The sequence below is a fragment of the Epibacterium sp. ABV4_022 genome (assembly GCF_056159345.1).
In genome coordinates this window covers 412,501-433,075 of sequence record NZ_JBSWVA010000001.1, presented here as the reverse complement: position 1 = coordinate 433,075, position 20,575 = coordinate 412,501, and the positions used below count along the sequence as shown (strand labels likewise).

Here is a 20,575-nt window from a genome sequence, read left to right as displayed (position 1 = left end):
TGGACCGGAGGTTCCCATGCAAAAGCCCCGCATCCGCTGGCATATCGCCATTTTTCTGGCCCCTGCCGTGCTGATCTACACCTCGGTTATGATCTTCCCCCTCTTCAATACGCTGCGCCTCGCCCTCTTTCAGGAGGTCGATCAGGAGCGCGTCTATGTGGGGCTGGAGAATTTCCGCACGCTCTTCTTTGATCCGATCTGGTCGGAGCAATTCTGGAACGCTCTGGGAAATAACTTCTGGTTCTTCCTCGTTCACATGCTGGTGCAGAACCCCATCGGGATCGCGCTCGCAGCCCTGCTGAGCCACCCACGCCTGCGCTTTGCGGCACTCTATCGCTCCGCAATCTTCATCCCGACGATCCTGAGCTTTGTGATCGTGGGCTTTGCGTGGAAGCTGATCCTGTCGCCAATCTGGGGCATCGCGCCTTCGATGCTGGATGCGGTGGGTCTGAAATCACTCTTTGCGCCCTGGCTTGGCAAGGAAGAATACGCCCTCACCACGCTGGCGCTGATCTCCGTATGGCAATTCGTCGGCATCCCGATGATGCTGATCTATGCCGCACTCTTGTCGATCCCCGAAGAAATGCTCGAGGCGGGCGAGATTGACGGCGTCACCGGCATGGCCGCCTTCTGGAAGATCAAACTGCCGCTGATCCTGCCCTCGATCGGGATCATCTCGATCCTGACATTTGTGGGCAACTTCAACGCCTTCGACCTGATCTACGCCTCCCAAGGCGCGCTGGCAGGGCCTGATTTCTCCACCGACATCTTAGGCACCTTCATGTATCGGACGTTCTTTGGCTTCCAGCTGCAACTGGGCGATCCGCATATGGGGTCCGCGATTGCAGGGGCGATGTTTGCGATCATCCTTGTGGGCGTCTGTCTTTATCTCTTCGGCATCCAGACCCGGATGCGCCGCTACCAGCTCTGACGGGAGGCACTCATGAGTTCCGCACGCTCCAACCCGATCAACACGGCTGCAATGCATGGCGCGCTGATCATCTACACCTTGATTGCGCTGTTTCCGGTCTTTGTGATCCTGATCAACAGCTTCAAGACCCGCAAAAAGATCTTCCGTGAACCGCTGGCCCTGCCGGATGCGGACAGCTTTTCCCTCGTGGGCTATCAGACGGTGATGAAACAGGGGGATTTCTTCCTCTACTTTCAGAACTCCTTCATCGTCACCGTCGGCTCGCTCACGCTGATCCTGCTGTTTGGCGCCATGGCCGCCTTTGCGCTCAGCGAATATCGCTTTCGCGGCAATATGCTGATGGGGCTGTATCTGGCGCTCGGGATCATGATCCCGATCCGCATCGGCACCGTGGCGATCCTTGAAATGATGGTCTCCACCGGCCTTGTGAACACGCTCTGGGCGCTGATCCTTGTATATACGGCGCAAGGCCTGCCGCTCGCGGTCTTCATCCTGAATGAATTTATGCGACAGGTGAGCGACGATCTGAAAAACGCCGGGCGTATCGATGGGCTCAGCGAATTCACCATCTTCTTCAAGCTGGTTCTGCCTTTGGTGCGGCCTGCGCTGGCCACCGTGGCGGTGTTCAACATGATCCCGATCTGGAACGACCTGTGGTTCCCGCTGATCCTCGCCCCGGCCGAGGAAACCAAGACGCTGACGCTTGGCAGTCAGGTGTTCATCGGCCAGTTCGTGACCGACTGGAACGCGGTTCTGTCGGCGCTGTCGATGGCGATCCTGCCGGTGCTGATCCTCTATGTGATCTTCTCCCGCCAGCTCATTCGCGGCATCACGTCGGGGGCGGTGAAATGATGGTTTTTCTTCTCACCACAGAAGGTCAGTGCCCGGCCGCGGGAGGGCGTGAAGCGCCCGCCCGGGGGGGCGGGTCATGCTGGAAGTATGCCTCCGGCACGGCGCTGACCGGGCCGCAAACGCCCCGGTCTGAAGACCCAAACCGCAAAGGAGCCACATCATGACCCGTGTTCTGATCGCTGGCCTCGGAAACATGGGCCTCTCCCACGCGCTCGCGCATCACAAACAGGACAACGCCGAGATTGTCGGCCTCGTCAATCGCTCAGGCCAGGTCGACCACCCCAACCTTCAGGGCTATCCGGTCTTCACCGACTTTCACGCAGCCCTCGAGGACACAAAACCGGATCTGGTGGTCGTGGCCACCTACTCTGACAGCCACGCCGACTATGCCGTGGCCGCGATGGAGGCAGGCGCGCATGTGTTTGTCGAAAAACCCCTCGCCACCACGGTGAAGGACGCCCGCCGGGTGGTCGCCACCGCCGAGGCGACAGGACGCAAGCTCGTGGTAGGCTATATCCTGCGCCACCACCCCTCTTGGGTGCGACTGATTGAAGAATCCCGCGCACTTGGCGGACCTTACGTGTTCCGTATGAACCTCAACCAACAAAGCAAGGGCGCTGAGTGGGACACCCACAAGGCGCTGATGCAGACCACCGCGCCCATCGTCGATTGCGGCGTGCATTACGTGGATGTCTGGTGCCAGATCACCGATGCAAAACCTGTTCAGGTCAACGCCATGGGCCTGCGCCTCTCGGACGAGATCGCGCCCGAGATGTATAACTACGGCCAGTTTCAGGTCACATTCGATGATGGCTCTGTCGGCTGGTATGAGGCGGGCTGGGGGCCGATGATGTCGGAGACCGCCTTCTTCGTCAAAGATGTGATCTCTCCCAAAGGCTCCGTCTCAATCACCGAGGCCGACAAATCCGGCTCCTCGGATGTGGACGGCCACACCCGCGTCGGCGGGCTGCTGGTGCACCGCCCCGAGGGCGACCAGCTGATCGACCTGCCCGACGAACCCGGCCATCAGGAGCTTTGCGACGCGGAGCAGGCCTACATGCTGCGCGCCATCCGTGAGGATCTCGACCTCTCCCGCCACGCACGAGACGCCGTCCAGTCGCTGGCCATCTGCCTTGCGGCGGATGAAAGCGTCCGCACCGGCGCCCCTGTCAAACTGAAAGAGGTAACGCCATGACCGCGCTGACCCTGACCAATGTGAACAAATCCTTCGGCAACGTGCATGTCCTCAAGGACATCAACATCGAGGTGAACGAGGGCGAGTTTGTCGTCTTTGTCGGCCCGTCGGGCTGTGGCAAATCCACCCTCCTGCGCACCATCGCGGGACTTGAGGATGTGACCTCTGGCGAGGTCTGCATCGCAGGCAATGTGGTCAACCAGACGCCGCCCTCCAAGCGCGGCATCGCCATGGTATTTCAATCCTACGCGCTTTATCCGCACCTCAATGTGCGGGGCAATATGTCCTTGGCCCTGAAACAGGCCAAGGAAAGCAAGGAAACCATCGAGGAACGCGTGGCCGAAGCCAGCCGCATGCTGAGCCTTGGCGATTATCTCGACCGCTTCCCGTCGGAACTCTCGGGCGGGCAGCGCCAGCGGGTTGCCATTGGCCGCGCCATTGTGCGCCACCCCAAACTGTTCTTGTTCGATGAGCCACTTTCGAACCTCGATGCGGCGCTGCGGATGAACACCCGGTTGGAGATCGCCAATCTCCATGAACAACTGGGCGCAACGATGGTCTACGTCACCCACGACCAGACCGAGGCGATGACGCTTGCGGATAAAATCGTGGTGCTGCGCGATGGCCGCGTCGAACAGATCGGCTCTCCGATGGAGCTGTATAACAACCCGGCCAATCAGTTTGTGGCAGGCTTCCTTGGCTCTCCGGCGATGAACTTCCTCCCCGCTGCCCTGCTGGAGGACGGCAACCCCAACACGCTGGGGGTGCGCCCCGAAGACCTCATGCTGGATGACGCAGGCCCGCTCCAGATCACCACCAAACATGTGGAGCATCTGGGCGGCGACACCAACGTCATTGCCGACTGCAACGGCCACCAGATCACCGTGCGCCTGTTCGGCCAGCACGCGATCCGTTCCGGCCAAAGCCTGAATCTGAGTATCTCGGCGGGCAAATCCTACCTCTTTGACAGCACCGGTGCGCGGCTGTCCTGACCTGCCCCTCTGCGCGCCGACCCGGGCGCGCAGAGGCCGTGAGCCGCGACGATTTTTTTATTGTCTGACGCGTCAATAACGCACTACTCCTAGCGCACAGCTACCCGGCGCTCGATTCGGCTCTCACCTATCGACCCGGCGCACCGACGTGAGGGACAGTGCTTATGACATCGCCTAACATATTGATATTCATGGTTGACCAGTTGAACGGGACGCTGTTTCCGGATGGTCCGGCAGACTGGCTGCACGCGCCGAACATGAAGGCGCTGGCGGAGCGCTCGACCCGGTTCCGCAACTGCTACACCGCCAGCCCCCTCTGCGCGCCGGGGCGGGCCAGCTTCATGTCCGGACAGCTGCCCTCCGCCACCGGCGTCTATGACAATGCCGCCGAATTCGCCTCCTCGATCCCGACCTACGCCCACCACCTGCGCCGCGCCGGCTATTACACCTGCCTCTCCGGCAAGATGCATTTCGTCGGCCCCGACCAGCTGCACGGCTTTGAGGACCGGCTCACCACCGACATCTACCCGCCCGATTTCGGCTGGACGCCCGACTATCGCAAACCGGGCGAGCGCATCGACTGGTGGTATCACAACATGGGCTCGGTCACCGGCGCCGGGGTGGCCGAGATCTCCAACCAGATGGAATTCGACGACGAGGTCGCCTTTCACGCCACCCAGAAGATCTATGATCTGGCGCGCGGCAAGGACGACCGGCCCTGGTGCCTCACCGTCAGCTTCACCCACCCGCATGACCCCTATGTGACCCGCAGGAAATACTGGGATCTCTACGAGGACTGCGACCATCTGCTGCCCGAGGTGGGCGATCTGGGCTATGACAATCAGGACGCCCATTCCAAACGGATCTTCGACGCCAACGACTGGCGCAACTTCGACATTTCCGAAGAGGACGTGCGCCGCTCCCGCCGGGCCTACTTCGGCAATATCTCCTATCTCGACGACAAGATCGGCGAGGTGATGGAGGCGCTGCGCGGCACCCGTCAGGATCAGGACACCATCATCCTGTTTGTGGCCGATCACGGCGACATGCTGGGCGAGCGCGGGCTGTGGTTCAAGATGAGCTTTTACGAGGGCTCGTCGCGGGTGCCGATGATGGTGTCGGCGCCGCAGATGGCGCCGGGGCTGGTCACCGATCCGGTTTCCAACATCGATGTCTGCCCGACGCTCTGCGATCTGGCCGGGGTCAGCATGGACGAGGTGATGCCCTGGACCGCGGGCGAGAGCGTGGTGCCGCTGGGCCAGGGCGCAGAGCGGCAGAGCCCGGTGGCGATGGAATACGCCGCCGAGGCCTCCTATGCGCCGATGGTGTCGCTGCGGCAGGGGCGCTACAAGCTCAACCTCTGCGCGCTGGACCCCGATCAGCTGTTCGATCTGGAGGCCGACCCGCACGAGCTGACCAACCTGGCCGGGGATCCCGCCCATGCCGAGGGCTATGCGGCGCTGAAGGCGATCGCCGCCGCGCGCTGGGATCTGGACCGTTTCGACGCCGAGGTGCGCGCCAGCCAGGCCCGCCGCTGGGTGGTCTACGAGGCCCTGCGCCAGGGCGGCTATTTCCCCTGGGATTACCAGCCGCTGCAAAAGGCCTCTGAGCGATACATGCGAAACCACATGGATCTCAACATCGTCGAGGAACAGGCGCGGTTCCCCCGGGGCGAGTAGTACACTTCCCTCAGGCCGGCCTGCGATCAGCGGGCCGGCGAATTCAGTTGACCCGCCTCCCCCTGCTTGCCATGAGCCAAGGGGCGCAAGACAGGAGAGAGCAATGCCCAAACTGGGGATGGAGCCCAAGCGCCGGGCGGCGCTGGTATCGGCCGTGATCGACGAGATTGGCGAGACCCGCTCTCTCGACGTGACGGTTGCGCAGATCGCGCGTCGGGCCGGCATGAGCAGCGGCCTTGCACATCATTATTTCGGCAGCAAGGAACAGATGCTGATCGCCGCCATGCGGCACATCCTGTCGGAATTTTCCACCAAGGTTCGGGCCGGCCTGCACGACGCCGAAGGGCCACGTGCCCGCCTGGAGGCCATCCTGCGTGCAAACTTTGCGCCACATGTATTTGATCCGCGCAAGACCTCTGCCTGGCTCAGCTTCTACGCCCTTGCGCAGTCGAAATCGGACGCCTCTCATCTGATGCAAGTCTACCAGCGCCGCCTGAGAAGCAATCTGCTGTTTGACCTCCGCAAACTGAGCCCCGACGCCGAGCGGGTGGCCGACACCCTGGCGGCGCTGATCGATGGGGTCTATTTGCGCGCAGCGCTGACGGACGGGGCGCGCAGTGACGCGGCCTTTGGCACGGTCTCCCATGCCCTTGCGGTGTTTCTGGACCAGTCTCAACCGGGCTGATCCATCTGCACCGCGCGCTTGTGCGGATCAGAAGTCGTCCCAAAGCGCCTTGGCGGCATTTCCATCCGTGGCGGCCTGCGCCGCCACCGGCGTGATGTCGTGCCAGTCCTCTCCATGCGCCGTTGCCGCCGGTCCGGCATCTTGCCTCTCAGACGTGCTCGGGGCCGCCGGTGCCGCGGCGGAGTGAGCAGAGCCGGTCTCGAACCGGGTCACCAGAGCGGCGAGGTTGTCGGCATCGCCATTCAGCAGCTGGCTGGCTGCGGTGGCTTGTTCGACCATGGCGGCATTCTGCTGGGTCACCTGATCCAGTTGCGTCATCCCGGTATTGATTTCAGAGATCCCGGTGGACTGCTCCGCAGCACCCTCGGCAATCTCCGACACCAAGGTGGAAATATGGGTCACCCGCTCGACGATGCTGGACAGCGCCGCGCCGGCCTTGCCGACCAGATCAACGCCACGCTCAACATGTTCGCCAGAGTTTCCGATCAACGTCTTGATCTCGCTCGCCGCCCCCGCTGATCGTTGTGCGAGGGACTGAACTTCGCTGGCCACGACAGCAAACCCGCGACCGGCCTCACCGGCGCGCGCGGCTTCCACCCCCGCATTCAACGCCAGTAGATTGGTCTGGAAGGCAATGTCATCGATCACGGAAATGATCTGGCCGATTTGCTGCGAGGACTGTTCGATCTCGGACATCGCCGACACCGCATTCTGCACCACTGTGCCGCTCGATTCGGCCTCCGCCCGCGCTTCCTTGACGATGGTTTCGACACTCTGCGCCCCATCGGCCGAGGATTTGACGCTGGCCGTCAATTCATCAAGCGCGGCGACCGTTTGCTCCAACGTGGCCGCCTGTGCCTCGGTCCGCTGTGAGAGGTCCCCCGAGGAGGTACTGATTTCCGAGGCACCGTTGCGAATGCTCTGCGCGGCCTCGACCACATCTGTGACCAGCGTTCTCAGTTGGGAGATCGCAGTGTTGAAATCCTGCCGCAAATGCTCGTGCGGCTCCGGGAATGGCTCGGAGATCTCATGTGTCAGATCCCCCTTGGCAAGCTGCACCAGGCCGCGGCTCAACGCGCTCACAACGAGGTTCTGCTCTTCCTGCTTGCGCATGCGATCCTGCTCGGCCAGTTCGGCAGATTTGAGATCGCCGCGGAAGACTTCCAGCGCGCGGGCAATCCCGCCGATCTCGTCACGGTAGTCCGTGCCCCGCACATCGGTATCATATTGACGATCCGCCACCGCCCCCATGTCTTCGCTCAGAACTTGCACACGTCCCGTCACTGTGCGCGCCGCAAGCCAGGAGAACAGCAGTACGCCGATCGACACGACCACAGCGGTAATCAGGGAGTTGCGCACCAGTTCTGCACTGTTGGCAGAGGCTTCGGCGTGGTCGATTTCCAGCACGATGCCCCAGGTTTCCCCGTTGGGCACCTGGATGCTGTCCGTCACCGCAATGACATCCCCACCTTCCAGGCCTGTTGTATGTTCAAAATACTGGCGTTCACCACCGAGGGCGGCCGATATCGCTGCGGTCGAGGCCAACTGGTCAAAAACGCGATGCCCTTCCTCATGCGGCGAAGAGGATGTCGCGGACCCATCAGACGCCACGGTATAGACAAGCCCGGTTTCACCCAGAAGATCCGACTGCGCCAAAATCTCGTTGAGACGATTGATCGGAACCTGCACCGCCACAACACCAAAGACCGACATGCCATTGTAGACCGGCGCAGCCACAAAAATCGCGGGGGCGTCCTGACTTGGCGCATAGGGTGACAGCCGGGTCATATAGACCTGCCCGGCCTCCAGATCGACCGCGGCCCGAAAGGCTTCCCCCAAGCCGCTGTCCTTGTACGGCCCGTCGACAAAGTTGGTGGCAAAGTCGTCTTCCTTGAACACCGAGTAGATCATGTTCCCACTCGGATCGAACAGGAACATGTCATAAAAGCCGCGCGCCCGCTGATAGGCGCGAAATCCCTCGTGGTATTTCTTGTGGCGCAGGGTCCAGACAGATTTGTCGCCCGCGCTTAGCAATTCGTCTTTCTGACCAACCGGATGCGGGTTCTCATCCAGGTATAGACGGCGCAGATAGTCGCCGGGCTCTTCGTCCTTGACCGGCATCCACCCGCGGCCGAAGTCCTTGACCCCAAGCGCGACTGATCCGTTCAAAGCTAGCGCACTGACCTCGGCTGCGACATCGTCCAGCCAGGTTTCCAACGCGTTTGAACGTTCGCGCAGCAGGGTCTCATACGCCGCCTTGCGCTCATTGCCGAACTCCGTGACCGCCCGAAACGTGACAACGCTGCCCGCCGCAAGCAACAGGACAATAGCCGGGATCGCGATGATCACCGGCAACTTGAGACTCATCGCAGTGGTTTTCCAGAGGCGGCTAAACACGGGCATCAGGCGCATTCCTTTTCCAACAATTGGAATCACGGCGCAGATCGCCGAACGCAGGAAAGCTTGCCGAAAATTGCTTGAGCAACGCTTAACACTGATGGTGTGGTTGGTTGCTTGGCGCAAAATGCTGGAAAATGGTGCTGCTGGAGAGAATTGAACTCTCGACCTCTCCCTTACCAAGGGAGTGCTCTACCTCTGAGCTACAGCAGCGCCGTGAAGGGGCTTCTATGCATATTCGCTGAAGAGCGCAAGAGGATCTGGACGGTTTTTTTGGACTAAGTTAGACACTCTCTATGGCAGACAAAAAGAAACCCTCCGGCAACCGATCCGAGGCCGCTCGCGAGGACCGCCTGAAAGCGGCCCTGAAAGCGAATATGGCCCGGCGCAAGGCGCAAGCCAAGGCACGGTCCGCACAAAAAGACGACGCCCCGGGCGACGCAAAAGGATAGAGCAGATGGATTCGATTCTGGTAACTGGCAACGGCCCGCTGAACGGAGTGATTCCGATTGCCGGGGCCAAGAACGCGTGCCTGACGCTGATGCCGGCCACATTGTTGAGCGAAGACCCGCTGACGCTGACCAACGCGCCACGCCTCAGCGACATCCGCACCATGACCGCACTGCTGCAATCGCTGGGCGCTGAGGTGTCCGCGTTGCAGGAGGGCCAGGTGTTGGCGATGTCGAGCCATGGTCTCGACAATCACACGGCGCATTACGATATCGTGCGCAAGATGCGCGCTTCGATCCTCGTGCTGGGGCCGATGCTGGCGCGTGAAGGTCACGCGGTCGTCTCACTGCCGGGCGGCTGTGCAATTGGCGCGCGCCCCGTTGATCTGCACCTCAAGGCACTCGAAGCGCTTGGCGCGGAAATGGATCTGCGTGATGGCTACGTGCACGCCAAGGCCCCCGGTGGGCGGCTCAAGGGCGGCACCGTCGACTTCCCCATCGTCTCGGTCGGGGCGACCGAAAACGCGCTGCTGGCCGCGACCCTGGCCAAGGGGACCACGGTTCTGAAGAATGCCGCTCGGGAACCCGAAATCATCGACCTGGCCGAATGCCTCATCAAGATGGGCGCCCAGATCGAGGGCCACGGCACCAGCACCATTACCATTCAGGGCGTTGATCGGCTGAACGGGGCAACGCACCCGGTGGTCACCGACCGGATTGAACTGGGCACTTATATGTTGGCGCCCGCGATCTGCGGCGGCGAGGTGGAACTGCTGGGCGGTCGGCGCAATCTTTTGGGGGCCTTCTGCGCCAAGCTCGAAGAGGCCGGCGTGGAGATCTCGGAAACCGATGCGGGCCTGAAAGTGAGCCATAAATCCGGCCGCGTCAAAGCCGTCGATGTGGTCACGGAGCCCTTCCCCGGCTTTCCGACCGACCTCCAGGCGCAGATGATGGCATTGATGTGCACCGCCGAGGGTGAATCGGTGCTGGAAGAAAAGATCTTCGAGAACCGCTTTATGCACGCCCCGGAGCTGATGCGGATGGGGGCACAGATCGATGTCCATGGCGGCACCGCCAAGGTCACCGGCGTTGAGCGCCTCAAGGGTGCGCCCGTGATGGCGACGGATCTGCGCGCCTCCGTGTCGCTGATCCTTGCAGGGCTGGCGGCAGAAGGCGAGACGCGCGTCAGCCGGGTCTATCACCTGGATCGCGGCTATGAACATGTGGTGCGCAAGCTCTCTGCTGTTGGCGCCAAGATCGAACGCATCAAGGAAGACTGATGTCCGATGCCAGCTTTGAAGACGGCCGCGAACGCCCCCTGAACCTCGGCGCCTATGAGGCTGAGGATCTTGAGGTCATCTCCTCGCTTGTTCAGGATGCCGTGTTTCCTGTCACGGAAATGAGCTGGCGCGCCTCTGCGCGCCGCTTCGCCATTCTCTTGAACCGGTTTCGCTGGGAAGACCGCGTCGCAGCCGAGCGTCGCGGGCGTGCCTATGAGCGGGTACAATCTGTGCTGGTTGCCGAAAACGTCCTGAACGTGGCCTCTCAGGGGATTGATCGCACCGAGAAGGACATGATCCTGTCGGTGCTGTCGGTTACTTTTGAGCCGGGCGAAGATGGCGCCGGGCATCTGTTGCTGACGCTCGCGGGGGACGGAGCGATCCGCCTGTCCGTGGAGGCACTTGAGGTCACGCTCAAGGACGTGACACGCCCCTACCGCGCACCGTCCAAACACATGCCACAGCACGATACATGAAGCCACGCGCACTCTCGAAGGGGGATGTCGTCGCCCTTCGCCGCCTGTGGCTGGATGGGCTTGAGCGCTTCCCAAGCGCGTTCCTGCTGACGCCCGCAGAAGCGCGCGCAACCTCTGATGCCGCATTGGCAACCGGATGCGAGGCGGGGCAGTACTGGGGAGCCTTTATCGGAACGGAACTTGCGGGATTTGCAAAGATCCACCAGGGTGGGCCGGAGCGATTGCGCCACACGTGTGATCTCGGCCCGCTCTATGTCGCTCCGGAATATCAAGGCAAGGGCATTGCGCGCGCACTCATGTCTGCAGTCATTCAACACGCGCAATCACTGGATCTGAAACAGATGGAGCTGTGCGTAGATCAACAGAATGCAGCAGCGATCAGGCTTTATCGCGCTTGCGGTTTTGTGCCTTTTGGGATGCGCCCACGATCGGTGATACTCGACGGCGAAGCACGCCACGATCTTCTCATGATCCGAATGCTGGATGCGGCCATTGACCCCGAACGGATTGCGCAAATGGCGCGCGCCGCTGTTGACTGAATTCAACCTGCTGCCAATCAAACTTGAGGCAGACGCACAGGCAGGGTAAGGCTCCGCACAAAGGAGTGCCGTAATGCCCGTATTTCTGACCTCTTCCGATGCCGACTTCGAACAGTCCTTCACCGCGCTGCTGGGCGCAAAGCGTGAGGACAGCCCGGATGTGGACGCAATTGTTGCAGATATCATTGCTGACGTGCGCCACCGGGGGGATGCCGCGCTGCTGGAATTGACGGAAAAATTCGACCGGCTCGCCCTCAAGGATGCAAACGCGCTGCGGATCTCGGCTGCGGAGGTCGATGCGGCCATCGCAACTGTATCAGACGAGGAACGCAGCGCACTCGAACTCGCGGCAGACCGCATTCGCGCCTATCATGCCGAGCAGATGCCCGAGAACAAGACCTGGACCGATGCGAGCGGTGCAACGCTGGGCTGGCGCTGGTCGGCGGTGTCTGCGGCGGGGCTCTATGTGCCCGGAGGTCTGGCAAGCTACCCGTCGTCCGTGTTGATGAACGCCATTCCGGCCAAGGTCGCAGGTGTCGCGCGCCTTGCGGTGACCGTGCCGACCCCGGACGGGCAAATCAATCCGCTGGTTCTGTTGGCCTGCCGCATCTCTGGCGTGGACGAAATCTACCGCGTGGGGGGCGCGCAGGCCGTGGCCGCGCTGGCCTATGGCACCAAAACCATCGCGCCTGTCGACAAGATCACCGGCCCCGGCAATGCCTTTGTCGCGGCGGCCAAGCGCCGTGTGTTCGGTAAAGTGGGCATCGATATGATTGCGGGGCCTTCGGAAATCCTTGTGATTGCCGACAAGGACAACAACCCCGACTGGATCGCGCTCGACCTCCTGAGCCAGGCGGAGCATGACGAGAGCGCACAATCCATTCTGATCACGGATGATGCAGACTTCGGCAAGGCCGTCGCGGCTGCGGTGGACAAACGGCTGGAGACGCTGGATCGCCGCGCCATCGCGGGGGCGAGCTGGCGCGATTTTGGTGCCGTCATCGTGGTGCGGGATCTGGATGAGGCGGCCGCGCTGTCCAACCGGATTGCACCGGAGCATCTGGAGCTGTGCGTCGCCGATCCCCAAGATCTGAGCGAGAAAACCATCCACGCCGGTGCGATCTTTATGGGGCAGTATACTCCAGAGGCTATCGGCGACTATGTCGGCGGCCCCAACCACGTCCTGCCCACCGCCCGTTCCGCCCGGTTTTCCTCCGGCCTGTCGGTGATGGATTTCATCAAGCGCACCACGCTCAGCCAGATGACTCCGGATGCGCTGCGCGCGATCGGCCCCGCGGCTGCGACGCTTGCAGAGAGCGAAAGCCTCGAAGCGCATGGATTGTCGGTGCTAGCGCGGCTTGAGGCACTCAACCAATAAAACAGCTAAGGCTCAGCGCGGAGGGCTGCCCTCCGCCGCGCTGAGCCTGTTGCTGGCCGAAACCCTTGAGTTTCGAGCATGTCACTATGAAACCCACTCAGGGTTAACAGAATATTGACGCCAAGGCGCGACAGCACGCCTTTTGCTCTTCCCCGCCTGAATTAACGCAGCGATGACGTCACACTTGCGAAATGATTGCGCAGGGTCAGCCCCTCCGCGCGATTGTGCGACGGGAAGCGATCCGCTAGGTCATGAAGGGAGACAGTACTGGGACCAGAGCCATGAGCCGGATCAGCCAAATTGAACTAGACGATCGCAACCTGCCGCCGCCAACGCCGGAGATCGAGCAGGAACGCAAAGTCGCGATATTCGATTTGATCGAGGACAATAGCTTTGTGCTGCCCAACCGCGAAGAGCGCGACACGCCGGAGGGGCCCTATCACCTCGCATTGTCGATCCGCGAAAAGCGTCTGGTGTTTGACGTCCAGACCGAAGGCGGCGACAAGGCGGCGGAGTTCCACCTGTCGCTGTCGCCGTTTCGTCAGGTGGTCAAGGATTACTACCAGATCTGCGAAAGCTACTTCACCGCCGTCAAAACCCTGCCTCCGAGCCAGATCGAGACCATCGATATGGCCCGCCGGGGCATTCACAACGAAGGCAGCCGCGTCCTGCAGGAACGCCTTGAAGGCAAGGCGGAGGTGGATACGGATACCGCCCGTCGCCTGTTCACCCTGATCTGCGTTCTGCACTTCGGAGGCTGATGCGTGACGGAGCTGCCGCAGTCCATTTTGTTCTGCTGTGACCACAACGCGGTCAGATCCCCGATGGCCGAGGGGATCATGAAAAAACTCTATGGCACCGGAACCTATGTGCAATCCGCCGGGGTCAAGAACGACCTGGAGATTGACGGGTTTTGCATCGCAGTCTGTCAGGAGATCGACGTGGAACTGTCCCGGCATCGCTCGCGCTCCTTTGACGAGATGGAGCAGTGGGGCGATGACATCTCTTCGTATGATCTGGTGATTGCGCTTTCGCCGGCGAGCCAGCGCCGCGCGCTGGAACTCACCCGTTTTTTTCACCTCGATGTCGAATATTGGCCAATTATGGACCCAACTGGGCTCGGCGAGTCACGGAATGCCAAGTTAGAGAGCTACAGGCAAACCCGAGACCAGATCCTCGAGCGGCTGATTGCACGCTGGGGCAATCCGACGGAGACATAAATGAACGACACGATCGCGCGCTACTTCAACGCCTTCAACGCCGGTGACACCGATGGCATGCTTGCCTGCCTCGCCGATGATGTGGCCCATCACGTCAACGAGGGGAATATCCGCGTCGGCAAGGAAAAATTCGCCGAGTTCTGCGCGCATATGAGCCACTGCTACCGTGAAAAGCTGACCGACATGGTCATCTTTGCCACCCCGGACGCGACACGGGCGGCAGCGGAATACTCCGTAAATGGCACCTATTTGCAGACAGACGAGGGCCTGCCGGAGGCGCATCAGCAAACCTACAAACTGCCCGCGGGATCATTTTTTGACCTGCGCAACGGCCTCATCACCCGCGTCACCACCTATTACAACCTCTCTGACTGGATCAAACAGGTCTCTGCCTGATGGTCCTGCGGATTGAGACCCTGACCGGCGCGGCACTTGCAGCCGCGCTGGACGATGTGGCGCGCCTGCGGATCGAGGTGTTTCGCGCCTGGCCCTATCTCTATGATGGCGATCTCGCTTACGAACGTGAGTACCTGCAGAGCTATCGCGACAGCGCAGGCGCGGTGGTTGTCGGCGCATTTGATGGGGATCGCCTGGTCGGAGCGGCAACCGGAACCCCCTTGACCGATCACGCGGATGACTTTGCCGCCGCTTTTGCAGGCAGCGGGCTGGATCTGAGGGAGATCTTCTATTGCGCAGAGTCGGTTCTGCTTCCGGCCTATCGTGGTCAGGGCGCAGGGCATGGGTTCTTTGACCTGCGCGAGGCGCATGCTCTCGCGCTCGGGTTTTCCAAATCGGCGTTCTGTAGCGTCCTGCGCCCCGACACCCATCCGCTGCGCCCACGCAACTATGCGCCGCTTGATCCATTCTGGCAGAAACGCGGATACGTGCCCCTGCCCGGCGTCAGGGCGGAATTCTCCTGGAAAGACATAGATCAGGCCGACGAGACAAAAAAGGATCTGCAATTCTGGATACGAGACCTGCCGGCGCGCGCATAACCCTCGCCCGCGCGTCAAGTCGCGACACTCCAGATCCCGAGATGTGCCTCGAAGCCCGCCAGACCAGGCTCGCCGTGGTCTGGCAGTCAACATTTCAGGTCCGACGTTTCAACTCTGCTGCCGGATTTCCGACAACTGTCGTATTCGGGGGCACGCTCTTGGTGACGACCGCCCCCATACCAACCACAGTCCCAGCGCAGATGGTATTGGCGTCATATATGATAGACGTCAGAGCAAAACTGGCAAATAGCGTACAATTCCCGCCCTGAACACGCTGGTGAATGTCTCTGCGCGCCACCGTTGTTCCTATGGCAATGTGGTAGAAGCTCTCATCACAATCCAGGTCAAGAAAGTCAGCTTCGCTGATACAGGGATGGCCGTTGACAAGACCGTTCTGAGGATCAGTTTCGAAAATGCAGAGGTCGATCTCTTGCCCCGGTAGGGATATATGTGTCATTCTGACATTGTGATGTGTTCAGCGCACCGGGCAGACGGCGTCAGTTATTGCGTCCCCCCTTAGGCCTAAGGAGGCCTGTTTGATCTTCCGGTCTTTGCCTGAATGCCGAAGCGCCTGATTGCCTCTACAGAACCGGCAGCGCGCGCCCTCTTGCTTGCAAAAGCTCTTCTTCCTGCTGCAGCAAGGCCTTGCTGCGTGCTTTTAGCCTGCGTGCAGGTGCACCGCAGTAAACCCCCCAAGGTTCCAAGGGCTTGTTGACCAAAGACAGCGCACCAACGGATGCGCCGTCGCCGATTGATGCACCAGGCAGCACGACGCTTCCTGAGCCAATGATAACATGTTTTCCGATGTCGACAGCTGCGGTTGTGACATTCAGGAAAGCACGTGGGACTGTCGGGTTGGTGAGGCAGTCTCCGGAGTAGTCGTCACTCACAGAATAGATGCGCACGCCCTGAGACAGCCCGCTGAAGTCGCCCAACCTGATACCGCCGGAGCACGTGAGGTGGCAGTACCCTCCGATGTGGATGTAACTGCCGATGGTAAGGTCGCCGGTTGCACAAGCCAGGGTGGCCCCACCATCTATGCGTACATTGTCTCCGATAGAGATGTTTTCCAGACCAAGGATCGTGCAGTTTTTGGCGATCTGTACATCCTGACCAACATGTTTGAACCCCATACCTTGGAGTTCACTGGAAGAGTAGAATCCTGGATTAAATGGGTTGGCCTTTGTCACAGTTCTTCATCCTGCCAATCTAAACCGGGAACTGCCGCGCCCATGACTATCCCAGTTCATGACACGCTCCGCATCTGTGGACTCACATAGGGCGATGTCCGGCCAATGACCTGCCCTGACAACACCTGGCATACCTCACGCACCACGCTGATCGCCTCGCGTGGCATATTCGGACCGGTGGGCAAAACAATCACCCGTTCGGCAAGATCCTCCGTAACCGGCAAAGAGCGCCCGGCGTTGGGCTGCAGTGAGCGATATGGCTCCATGCGATGGCAGCCCGGCCAGAAGTACTTACGCGCAAGGATGTTTTCTGCAGTGAGCGCATCCAGGACCTCATCCCGGGTGCGGGGAAAGCTGGCGTCGACCTCCAGCACCACATACTGGTGATTGCGCTCTTCATCTGGCGTAACCGGGGTCAACCGGAGCCCGGCAATACTCTCCAGCGCATTCGAATATGCAGCGTGACGTGCCTTATTGGTGGCCATGACGGCGTCCACGGCATCCAGATTGACCAATCCCATTGCGGCGTTCACTTCCGTCATTTTGCCGTTGGTTCCTGGGTGGATCACCTTATCCTGACCGGCAAATCCAAAGTTGCGCATCAGGCGGAGCTGATCTGCAAGCGCGTCATCATTGGTGGTGACCGCCCCGCCCTCTATCGTGTTAAAAAACTTGGTGGCATGGAAACTGAAGACCTCGGCGTCGCCAAAGCCGCCGATACGCTGACCATTATATGAACAGCCAAAGGCATGCGCCGCATCAAAGACAAGCTTCAGGCCATGCTCATGTGCAATCTCTTGCAACGCGGCAATGTCGCAGGTTCCGCCCCAGAGGTGCGTGGCAACGATTCCGGTTGTGCGCGGCGTGATCGCCCTGCGCACGGCCTCGGGGTCGATGCAATGATCCTGCCGACGAACGTCAGCAAAAACCGGGTGCAACCCTTGCCAGGATACGGCGTGCGCGGTGGCAACAAAGGTGTAGGAGGGAACGATCACCTGGCCAGACATTCCAACCGCGCGAATTGCCACCTCCAGCGCGATGGTTCCGTTACACATGGCTACACAGTGCCGGACGCCTAGATATTCGGCGATCCTGCGCTCCAGTTCACACACCAGCGGGCCATTGTTCGTCAGCCAGTTCCGCTCCAGAATATCATCGACATACCACATGAACTTGTCCCGGTCGGCGATATTTGGGCGCCCGACATGGGTTGGGTGCTCTAGCGCAGGGGGCGCTCCATTTACGGCCAGATCGGTCTCTGTGCGGATTATCTTTCGCGTCATCAGCTATGTCTCGCTCTCGCTGGGCGACTGGCCCAGAGTTAGCCAAGTTTCTCCTTGGCCATAGCAAACTTAACGCAGAGTTGGTTAAAAAGACTTGAACCGTTCAATTGGACGATCTCACCTTCGGCTGGATGCCCATGTCCTTTTAACGTACTCCGCTGAAATGTCCGCAGCTTGAAGGTGATTCAACTCGAATTGACCACCGCTTCCGGCGTGATTTTATACAATTCGGCAATCGACCTGTGCCGCGGGTTTCCGGCGGCATTCGGCCGGGCTTATTCTGTCGCTGTGTTTTGGGGGTTGAGGCGGTCGCGAACTAAAGAAGCCGCCCATTGGGCGGCTGTAACGTCTTTATATTTATATGTATGTTTGGTTGCGGGAGTAGGATTTGAACCTACGACCTTCAGGTTATGAGCCTGACGAGCTACCTGGCTGCTCCATCCCGCGGTGTTTGTTTTTGTGTTTTGTTTAGAGAGGATTTTGTTTTTGGGGTGATTATTAGGTTTGGCGGTGCCCTACTCTCCCACGCCTTAAGACGCAGTACCATCGGCGCAACAGCGCTTAACTTCCGGGTTCGGGAAGGGACCGGGTGTTTCGCTTGTGCTCTGGCCACCAAACCGAATAATCATCCCATAATCTTCGATCCTGAGGAGGTTATTCGGTCGGCTGTGAGAGACTTGAGTATCAAGTCTCGTAAGCCTCCGGATGGCTTGCCGGTTTATGGCGCACTCCAGGATCGAGATCATCAACGTGTTGATCGTCCTTTTCAGGAGATCAACGGGTTGACGATTTTATCATCAACGTGTTGTCCAAGTTTATTGTATGCGTTTTTGGTTTTGGCTGTCTTTTACTGGATCAGATCAAGCCAATCGGGCGATTAGTACCGGTCAACTGAACGCCTTGCAGCGCTTACATCTCCGGCCTATTGACGTGGTGGTCTTCCACGGCCCTCAGGGATACCTTGTTTTGAGGGGGGCTTCCCGCTTAGATGCCTTCAGCGGTTATCCTTTCCGATCATAGCTACCCTGCACTACCGTTGGCACGATAACAGGTCCACCAGTGGATCGTTCACCCCGGTCCTCTCGTACTAGGGGCAACTCCTCTCAAGTATCCTACACCCACGGCAGATAGGGACCGAACTGTCTCACGACGTTCTAAACCCAGCTCACGTACCTCTTTAAACGGCGAACAGCCGTACCCTTGGGACCTGCTCCAGCCCCAGGATGAGATGAGCCGACATCGAGGTGCCAAACACTGCCGTCGATATGGACTCTTGGGCAGTATCAGCCTGTTATCCCCGGCGTACCTTTTATCCGTTGAGCGATGGCCCTTCCACTCGGGACCACCGGATCACTATGGCCGACTTTCGTCTCTGCTCGACTTGTCAGTCTCGCAGTCAGGCAGGCTTTTGCCATTGCACTCAACGAGCGATTTCCGACCGCTCTGAGCCCACCTTCGCGCGCCTCCGTTACGCTTTAGGAGGCGACCGCCCCAGTCAAACTACCCGCCACGCAGGGTCCCGGATCCCGTTGAGGGACCGCGGTTAGACATCAAGAGTGCGAAGGGTGGTATCTCAAGGTTGGCTCCACTGATACTTGCGTTTCAGTTTCGATGCCTACCACCTATCCTGCACATCACAATCCTGATGCCAGTGCGAAGCTGTAGTAAAGGTGCACGGGGTCTTTCCGTCTAACCGCGGGAAGCCTGCATCTTGACAGGCAATTCAATTTCGCTGAGTCGATGTTGGAGACAGCGGGGAAGTCGTTACGCCATTCGTGCAGGTCGGAACTTACCCGACAAGGAATTTCGCTACCTTAGGACCGTTATAGTTACGGCCGCCGTTTACCTGGGCTTCAATTCGGAGCTCTCACCCCTCCTTTTAACCTTCAGGCACCGGGCAGGCGTCAGACCCTATACGTCGTCTTGCGACTTCGCAGAGCCCTGTGTTTTTAATAAACAGTCGCCACCCCCTGGTTTGTGCCCCCGGATCCAAGTTGCCTTGAACCCGGGCCTCCTTCTCGCGAACTTACGGAGGTATTTTGCCGAGTTCCTTCAACATCGTTCTCTCAAGCGCCTTGGTATTCTCTACCAGTCCACCTGTGTCGGTTTAGGGTACGGTCTGATGGAGGGCTATTTCCAGGGACTGCTCAGCAGCCTGCTCAATCCGATAAGAGCAAACTACCTTCGCAATCCGTCACATCCTCCTGGCCCAGGAATATTAACCTGGTTCCCATCGCCTACGCCTTTCGGCCTCGGCTTAGGGGCCGGCTTACCCTGCTCAGATTAGCTTTAAGCAGGAACCCTTGGACTTTCGGCGAGAGTGTCTCTCACACTCTTTGTCGCTACTCATGTCATCATTCTCGCTAGTGATCTCTCCACGGGATCGCTCACGCGCCCGCTTCATCGAAAGAACTGTTCCTCCAATACGCCCGAAGGCGTTAAGGAGGAGCTGTTCTATGTCACACTACGCTCTGCTACCATGCACTATGTGCATCCTCGGCTTCGGCTCATGGCTTGAGCCCCGTTACATCTTCGCCGCAGGACGTCTTATTTAGACCAGTGAGCTGTTACGCTATCTTTAAAGGATGGCTGCTTCTAAGCCAACCTCCTGGTTGTTTTGGACATCCCACCTGCTTTCCCACTTAGCCATGAATTAGGGGCCTTAGCCGGAGGTCAGGGTTGTTTCCCTCTCCACTACGGACGTTAGCATCCGCAGTGTGTCTGCCATCTAGTACTCCCGGGTATTCGGAGTTTGGTTAGGATCAGTAAGCCTGTGGGGCCCCATTACCCATCCAGTGCTCTACCCCCCGGGGTATTCGGATGACGCTCTACCTAAATAGATTTCGCAGAGAACCAGCTATCTCCGAGTTTGATTGGCCTTTCACCCCTAGGCACAACTCATCCCGACCTTTTTCAACAGGTGTGGGTTCGGACCTCCAGTGCGTGTTACCGCACCTTCATCCTGGTCATGCCTAGATCACTCGGTTTCGGGTCTGATCCCACGAACTCATGCGCCCTATTAAGACTCGCTTTC

At 59.7% G+C, this 20,575-nt stretch carries 17 protein-coding genes, 2 tRNA genes and 2 rRNA genes (1 of these 21 cut by a window edge); 14 read left to right on the top strand and 7 right to left on the bottom strand.

Annotation, left to right across the window (positions count from 1 at the left end):
• Nucleotides 1–16 precede the first annotated feature (16 nt).
• The 6 genes from ACXAF5_RS02065 to betI all read left to right on the top strand — a co-directional run bounded on the left by ACXAF5_RS02065 (nucleotide 17) and on the right by betI (nucleotide 6,334).
• Nucleotides 17–931, top strand: coding sequence for a carbohydrate ABC transporter permease (locus ACXAF5_RS02065; RefSeq protein ID WP_474945355.1), 915 nt, complete (start codon nucleotides 17–19; stop codon nucleotides 929–931).
• 12 nt (nucleotides 932–943) lie between these two features.
• On the top strand, nucleotides 944–1,783 hold the full coding sequence (locus tag ACXAF5_RS02060; protein WP_009175934.1) for a carbohydrate ABC transporter permease: 840 nt from the start codon (nucleotides 944–946) through the stop codon (nucleotides 1,781–1,783).
• Nucleotides 1,784–1,943: 160 nt separating this feature from the next.
• Nucleotides 1,944–2,978 carry a Gfo/Idh/MocA family protein gene (locus tag ACXAF5_RS02055; RefSeq protein ID WP_474945354.1) on the top strand — a complete coding sequence of 345 codons (1,035 nt, stop codon included), beginning with the start codon at nucleotides 1,944–1,946 and terminating at the stop codon, nucleotides 2,976–2,978.
• Entirely contained in the window at nucleotides 2,975–3,970 is a 996-nt protein-coding gene (locus ACXAF5_RS02050) for an ABC transporter ATP-binding protein (RefSeq protein WP_474945353.1), read from the top strand. Before ACXAF5_RS02055 ends, ACXAF5_RS02050 begins: the two co-directional genes overlap by 4 nt.
• 164 nt (nucleotides 3,971–4,134) lie before the next feature.
• Entirely contained in the window at nucleotides 4,135–5,649 is a 1,515-nt protein-coding gene (gene betC, locus ACXAF5_RS02045) for a choline-sulfatase (protein ID WP_474945352.1), read from the top strand.
• A gap of 103 nt (nucleotides 5,650–5,752) precedes the next feature.
• Nucleotides 5,753–6,334 carry a choline-binding transcriptional repressor BetI gene (gene betI, locus ACXAF5_RS02040; protein ID WP_474945350.1) on the top strand — a complete coding sequence of 194 codons (582 nt, stop codon included), beginning with the start codon at nucleotides 5,753–5,755 and terminating at the stop codon, nucleotides 6,332–6,334.
• Between the two features lie 27 nt (nucleotides 6,335–6,361).
• On the opposite strand, the gene ACXAF5_RS02035 is transcribed toward betI, so the two are convergent.
• On the bottom strand, nucleotides 6,362–8,737 hold the full coding sequence (locus ACXAF5_RS02035; protein WP_474945349.1) for a methyl-accepting chemotaxis protein: 2,376 nt from the start codon (nucleotides 8,735–8,737) through the stop codon (nucleotides 6,362–6,364).
• Nucleotides 8,738–8,869: 132 nt separating this feature from the next.
• A tRNA-Thr gene (locus tag ACXAF5_RS02030) sits at nucleotides 8,870–8,944 on the bottom strand.
• A gap of 244 nt (nucleotides 8,945–9,188) precedes the next feature.
• On the opposite strand from ACXAF5_RS02030, the gene murA reads away from it, so the two are divergent.
• The 8 genes from murA (at nucleotide 9,189) to ACXAF5_RS01990 (ending at nucleotide 15,068) form a co-directional block, all read left to right on the top strand.
• On the top strand, nucleotides 9,189–10,460 hold the full coding sequence (murA, locus tag ACXAF5_RS02025) for a UDP-N-acetylglucosamine 1-carboxyvinyltransferase (RefSeq protein ID WP_474945348.1): 1,272 nt from the start codon (nucleotides 9,189–9,191) through the stop codon (nucleotides 10,458–10,460).
• On the top strand, nucleotides 10,460–10,936 hold the full coding sequence (locus tag ACXAF5_RS02020; RefSeq protein ID WP_474945347.1) for a DUF2948 family protein: 477 nt from the start codon (nucleotides 10,460–10,462) through the stop codon (nucleotides 10,934–10,936). Before murA ends, ACXAF5_RS02020 begins: the two co-directional genes overlap by 1 nt.
• A complete protein-coding gene (locus tag ACXAF5_RS02015) occupies nucleotides 10,933–11,475 on the top strand; it encodes an N-acetyltransferase family protein (protein WP_474945346.1) in 543 nt (180 codons plus the stop codon). The genes ACXAF5_RS02020 and ACXAF5_RS02015 overlap by 4 nt, the downstream gene beginning before the upstream one ends.
• Before the next feature lie 73 nt (nucleotides 11,476–11,548).
• A complete protein-coding gene (hisD, locus tag ACXAF5_RS02010; RefSeq protein ID WP_474945345.1) occupies nucleotides 11,549–12,853 on the top strand; it encodes a histidinol dehydrogenase in 1,305 nt (434 codons plus the stop codon).
• 281 nt (nucleotides 12,854–13,134) lie between these two features.
• Nucleotides 13,135–13,614 carry a UPF0262 family protein gene (locus ACXAF5_RS02005; RefSeq protein ID WP_239325636.1) on the top strand — a complete coding sequence of 160 codons (480 nt, stop codon included), beginning with the start codon at nucleotides 13,135–13,137 and terminating at the stop codon, nucleotides 13,612–13,614.
• Nucleotides 13,615–13,617: 3 nt separating this feature from the next.
• Entirely contained in the window at nucleotides 13,618–14,073 is a 456-nt protein-coding gene (locus ACXAF5_RS02000) for an arsenate-mycothiol transferase ArsC (RefSeq protein ID WP_239325634.1), read from the top strand.
• The gene (locus tag ACXAF5_RS01995) at nucleotides 14,074–14,469 is read left to right on the top strand and encodes a ketosteroid isomerase-related protein (protein ID WP_474945344.1); all 396 of its coding nucleotides are present in this window, start codon (nucleotides 14,074–14,076) and stop codon (nucleotides 14,467–14,469) included.
• Nucleotides 14,469–15,068 (top strand): GNAT family N-acetyltransferase, encoded by a 600-nt coding sequence (locus ACXAF5_RS01990; protein ID WP_474945343.1) that lies wholly within the window; start codon nucleotides 14,469–14,471, stop codon nucleotides 15,066–15,068. Before ACXAF5_RS01995 ends, ACXAF5_RS01990 begins: the two co-directional genes overlap by 1 nt.
• 581 nt (nucleotides 15,069–15,649) lie before the next feature.
• Here ACXAF5_RS01990 and ACXAF5_RS01985 read toward each other — a convergent pair.
• From ACXAF5_RS01985 to ACXAF5_RS01965, 5 genes are all read right to left on the bottom strand, one after another.
• Nucleotides 15,650–16,258 carry an acyltransferase gene (locus ACXAF5_RS01985; RefSeq protein WP_474945342.1) on the bottom strand — a complete coding sequence of 203 codons (609 nt, stop codon included), beginning with the start codon at nucleotides 16,256–16,258 and terminating at the stop codon, nucleotides 15,650–15,652.
• A 56-nt stretch (nucleotides 16,259–16,314) separates the two neighbouring features.
• Entirely contained in the window at nucleotides 16,315–17,427 is a 1,113-nt protein-coding gene (locus ACXAF5_RS01980) for an aminotransferase class I/II-fold pyridoxal phosphate-dependent enzyme (protein WP_474945341.1), read from the bottom strand.
• Between the two features lie 484 nt (nucleotides 17,428–17,911).
• A tRNA-Met gene (locus ACXAF5_RS01975) sits at nucleotides 17,912–17,988 on the bottom strand.
• Nucleotides 17,989–18,043: 55 nt separating this feature from the next.
• A 5S ribosomal RNA gene (gene rrf / locus ACXAF5_RS01970) occupies nucleotides 18,044–18,158 on the bottom strand.
• A 239-nt stretch (nucleotides 18,159–18,397) separates the two neighbouring features.
• A 23S ribosomal RNA gene (locus ACXAF5_RS01965) occupies nucleotides 18,398–20,575 on the bottom strand; it runs 653 nt beyond the window's last position.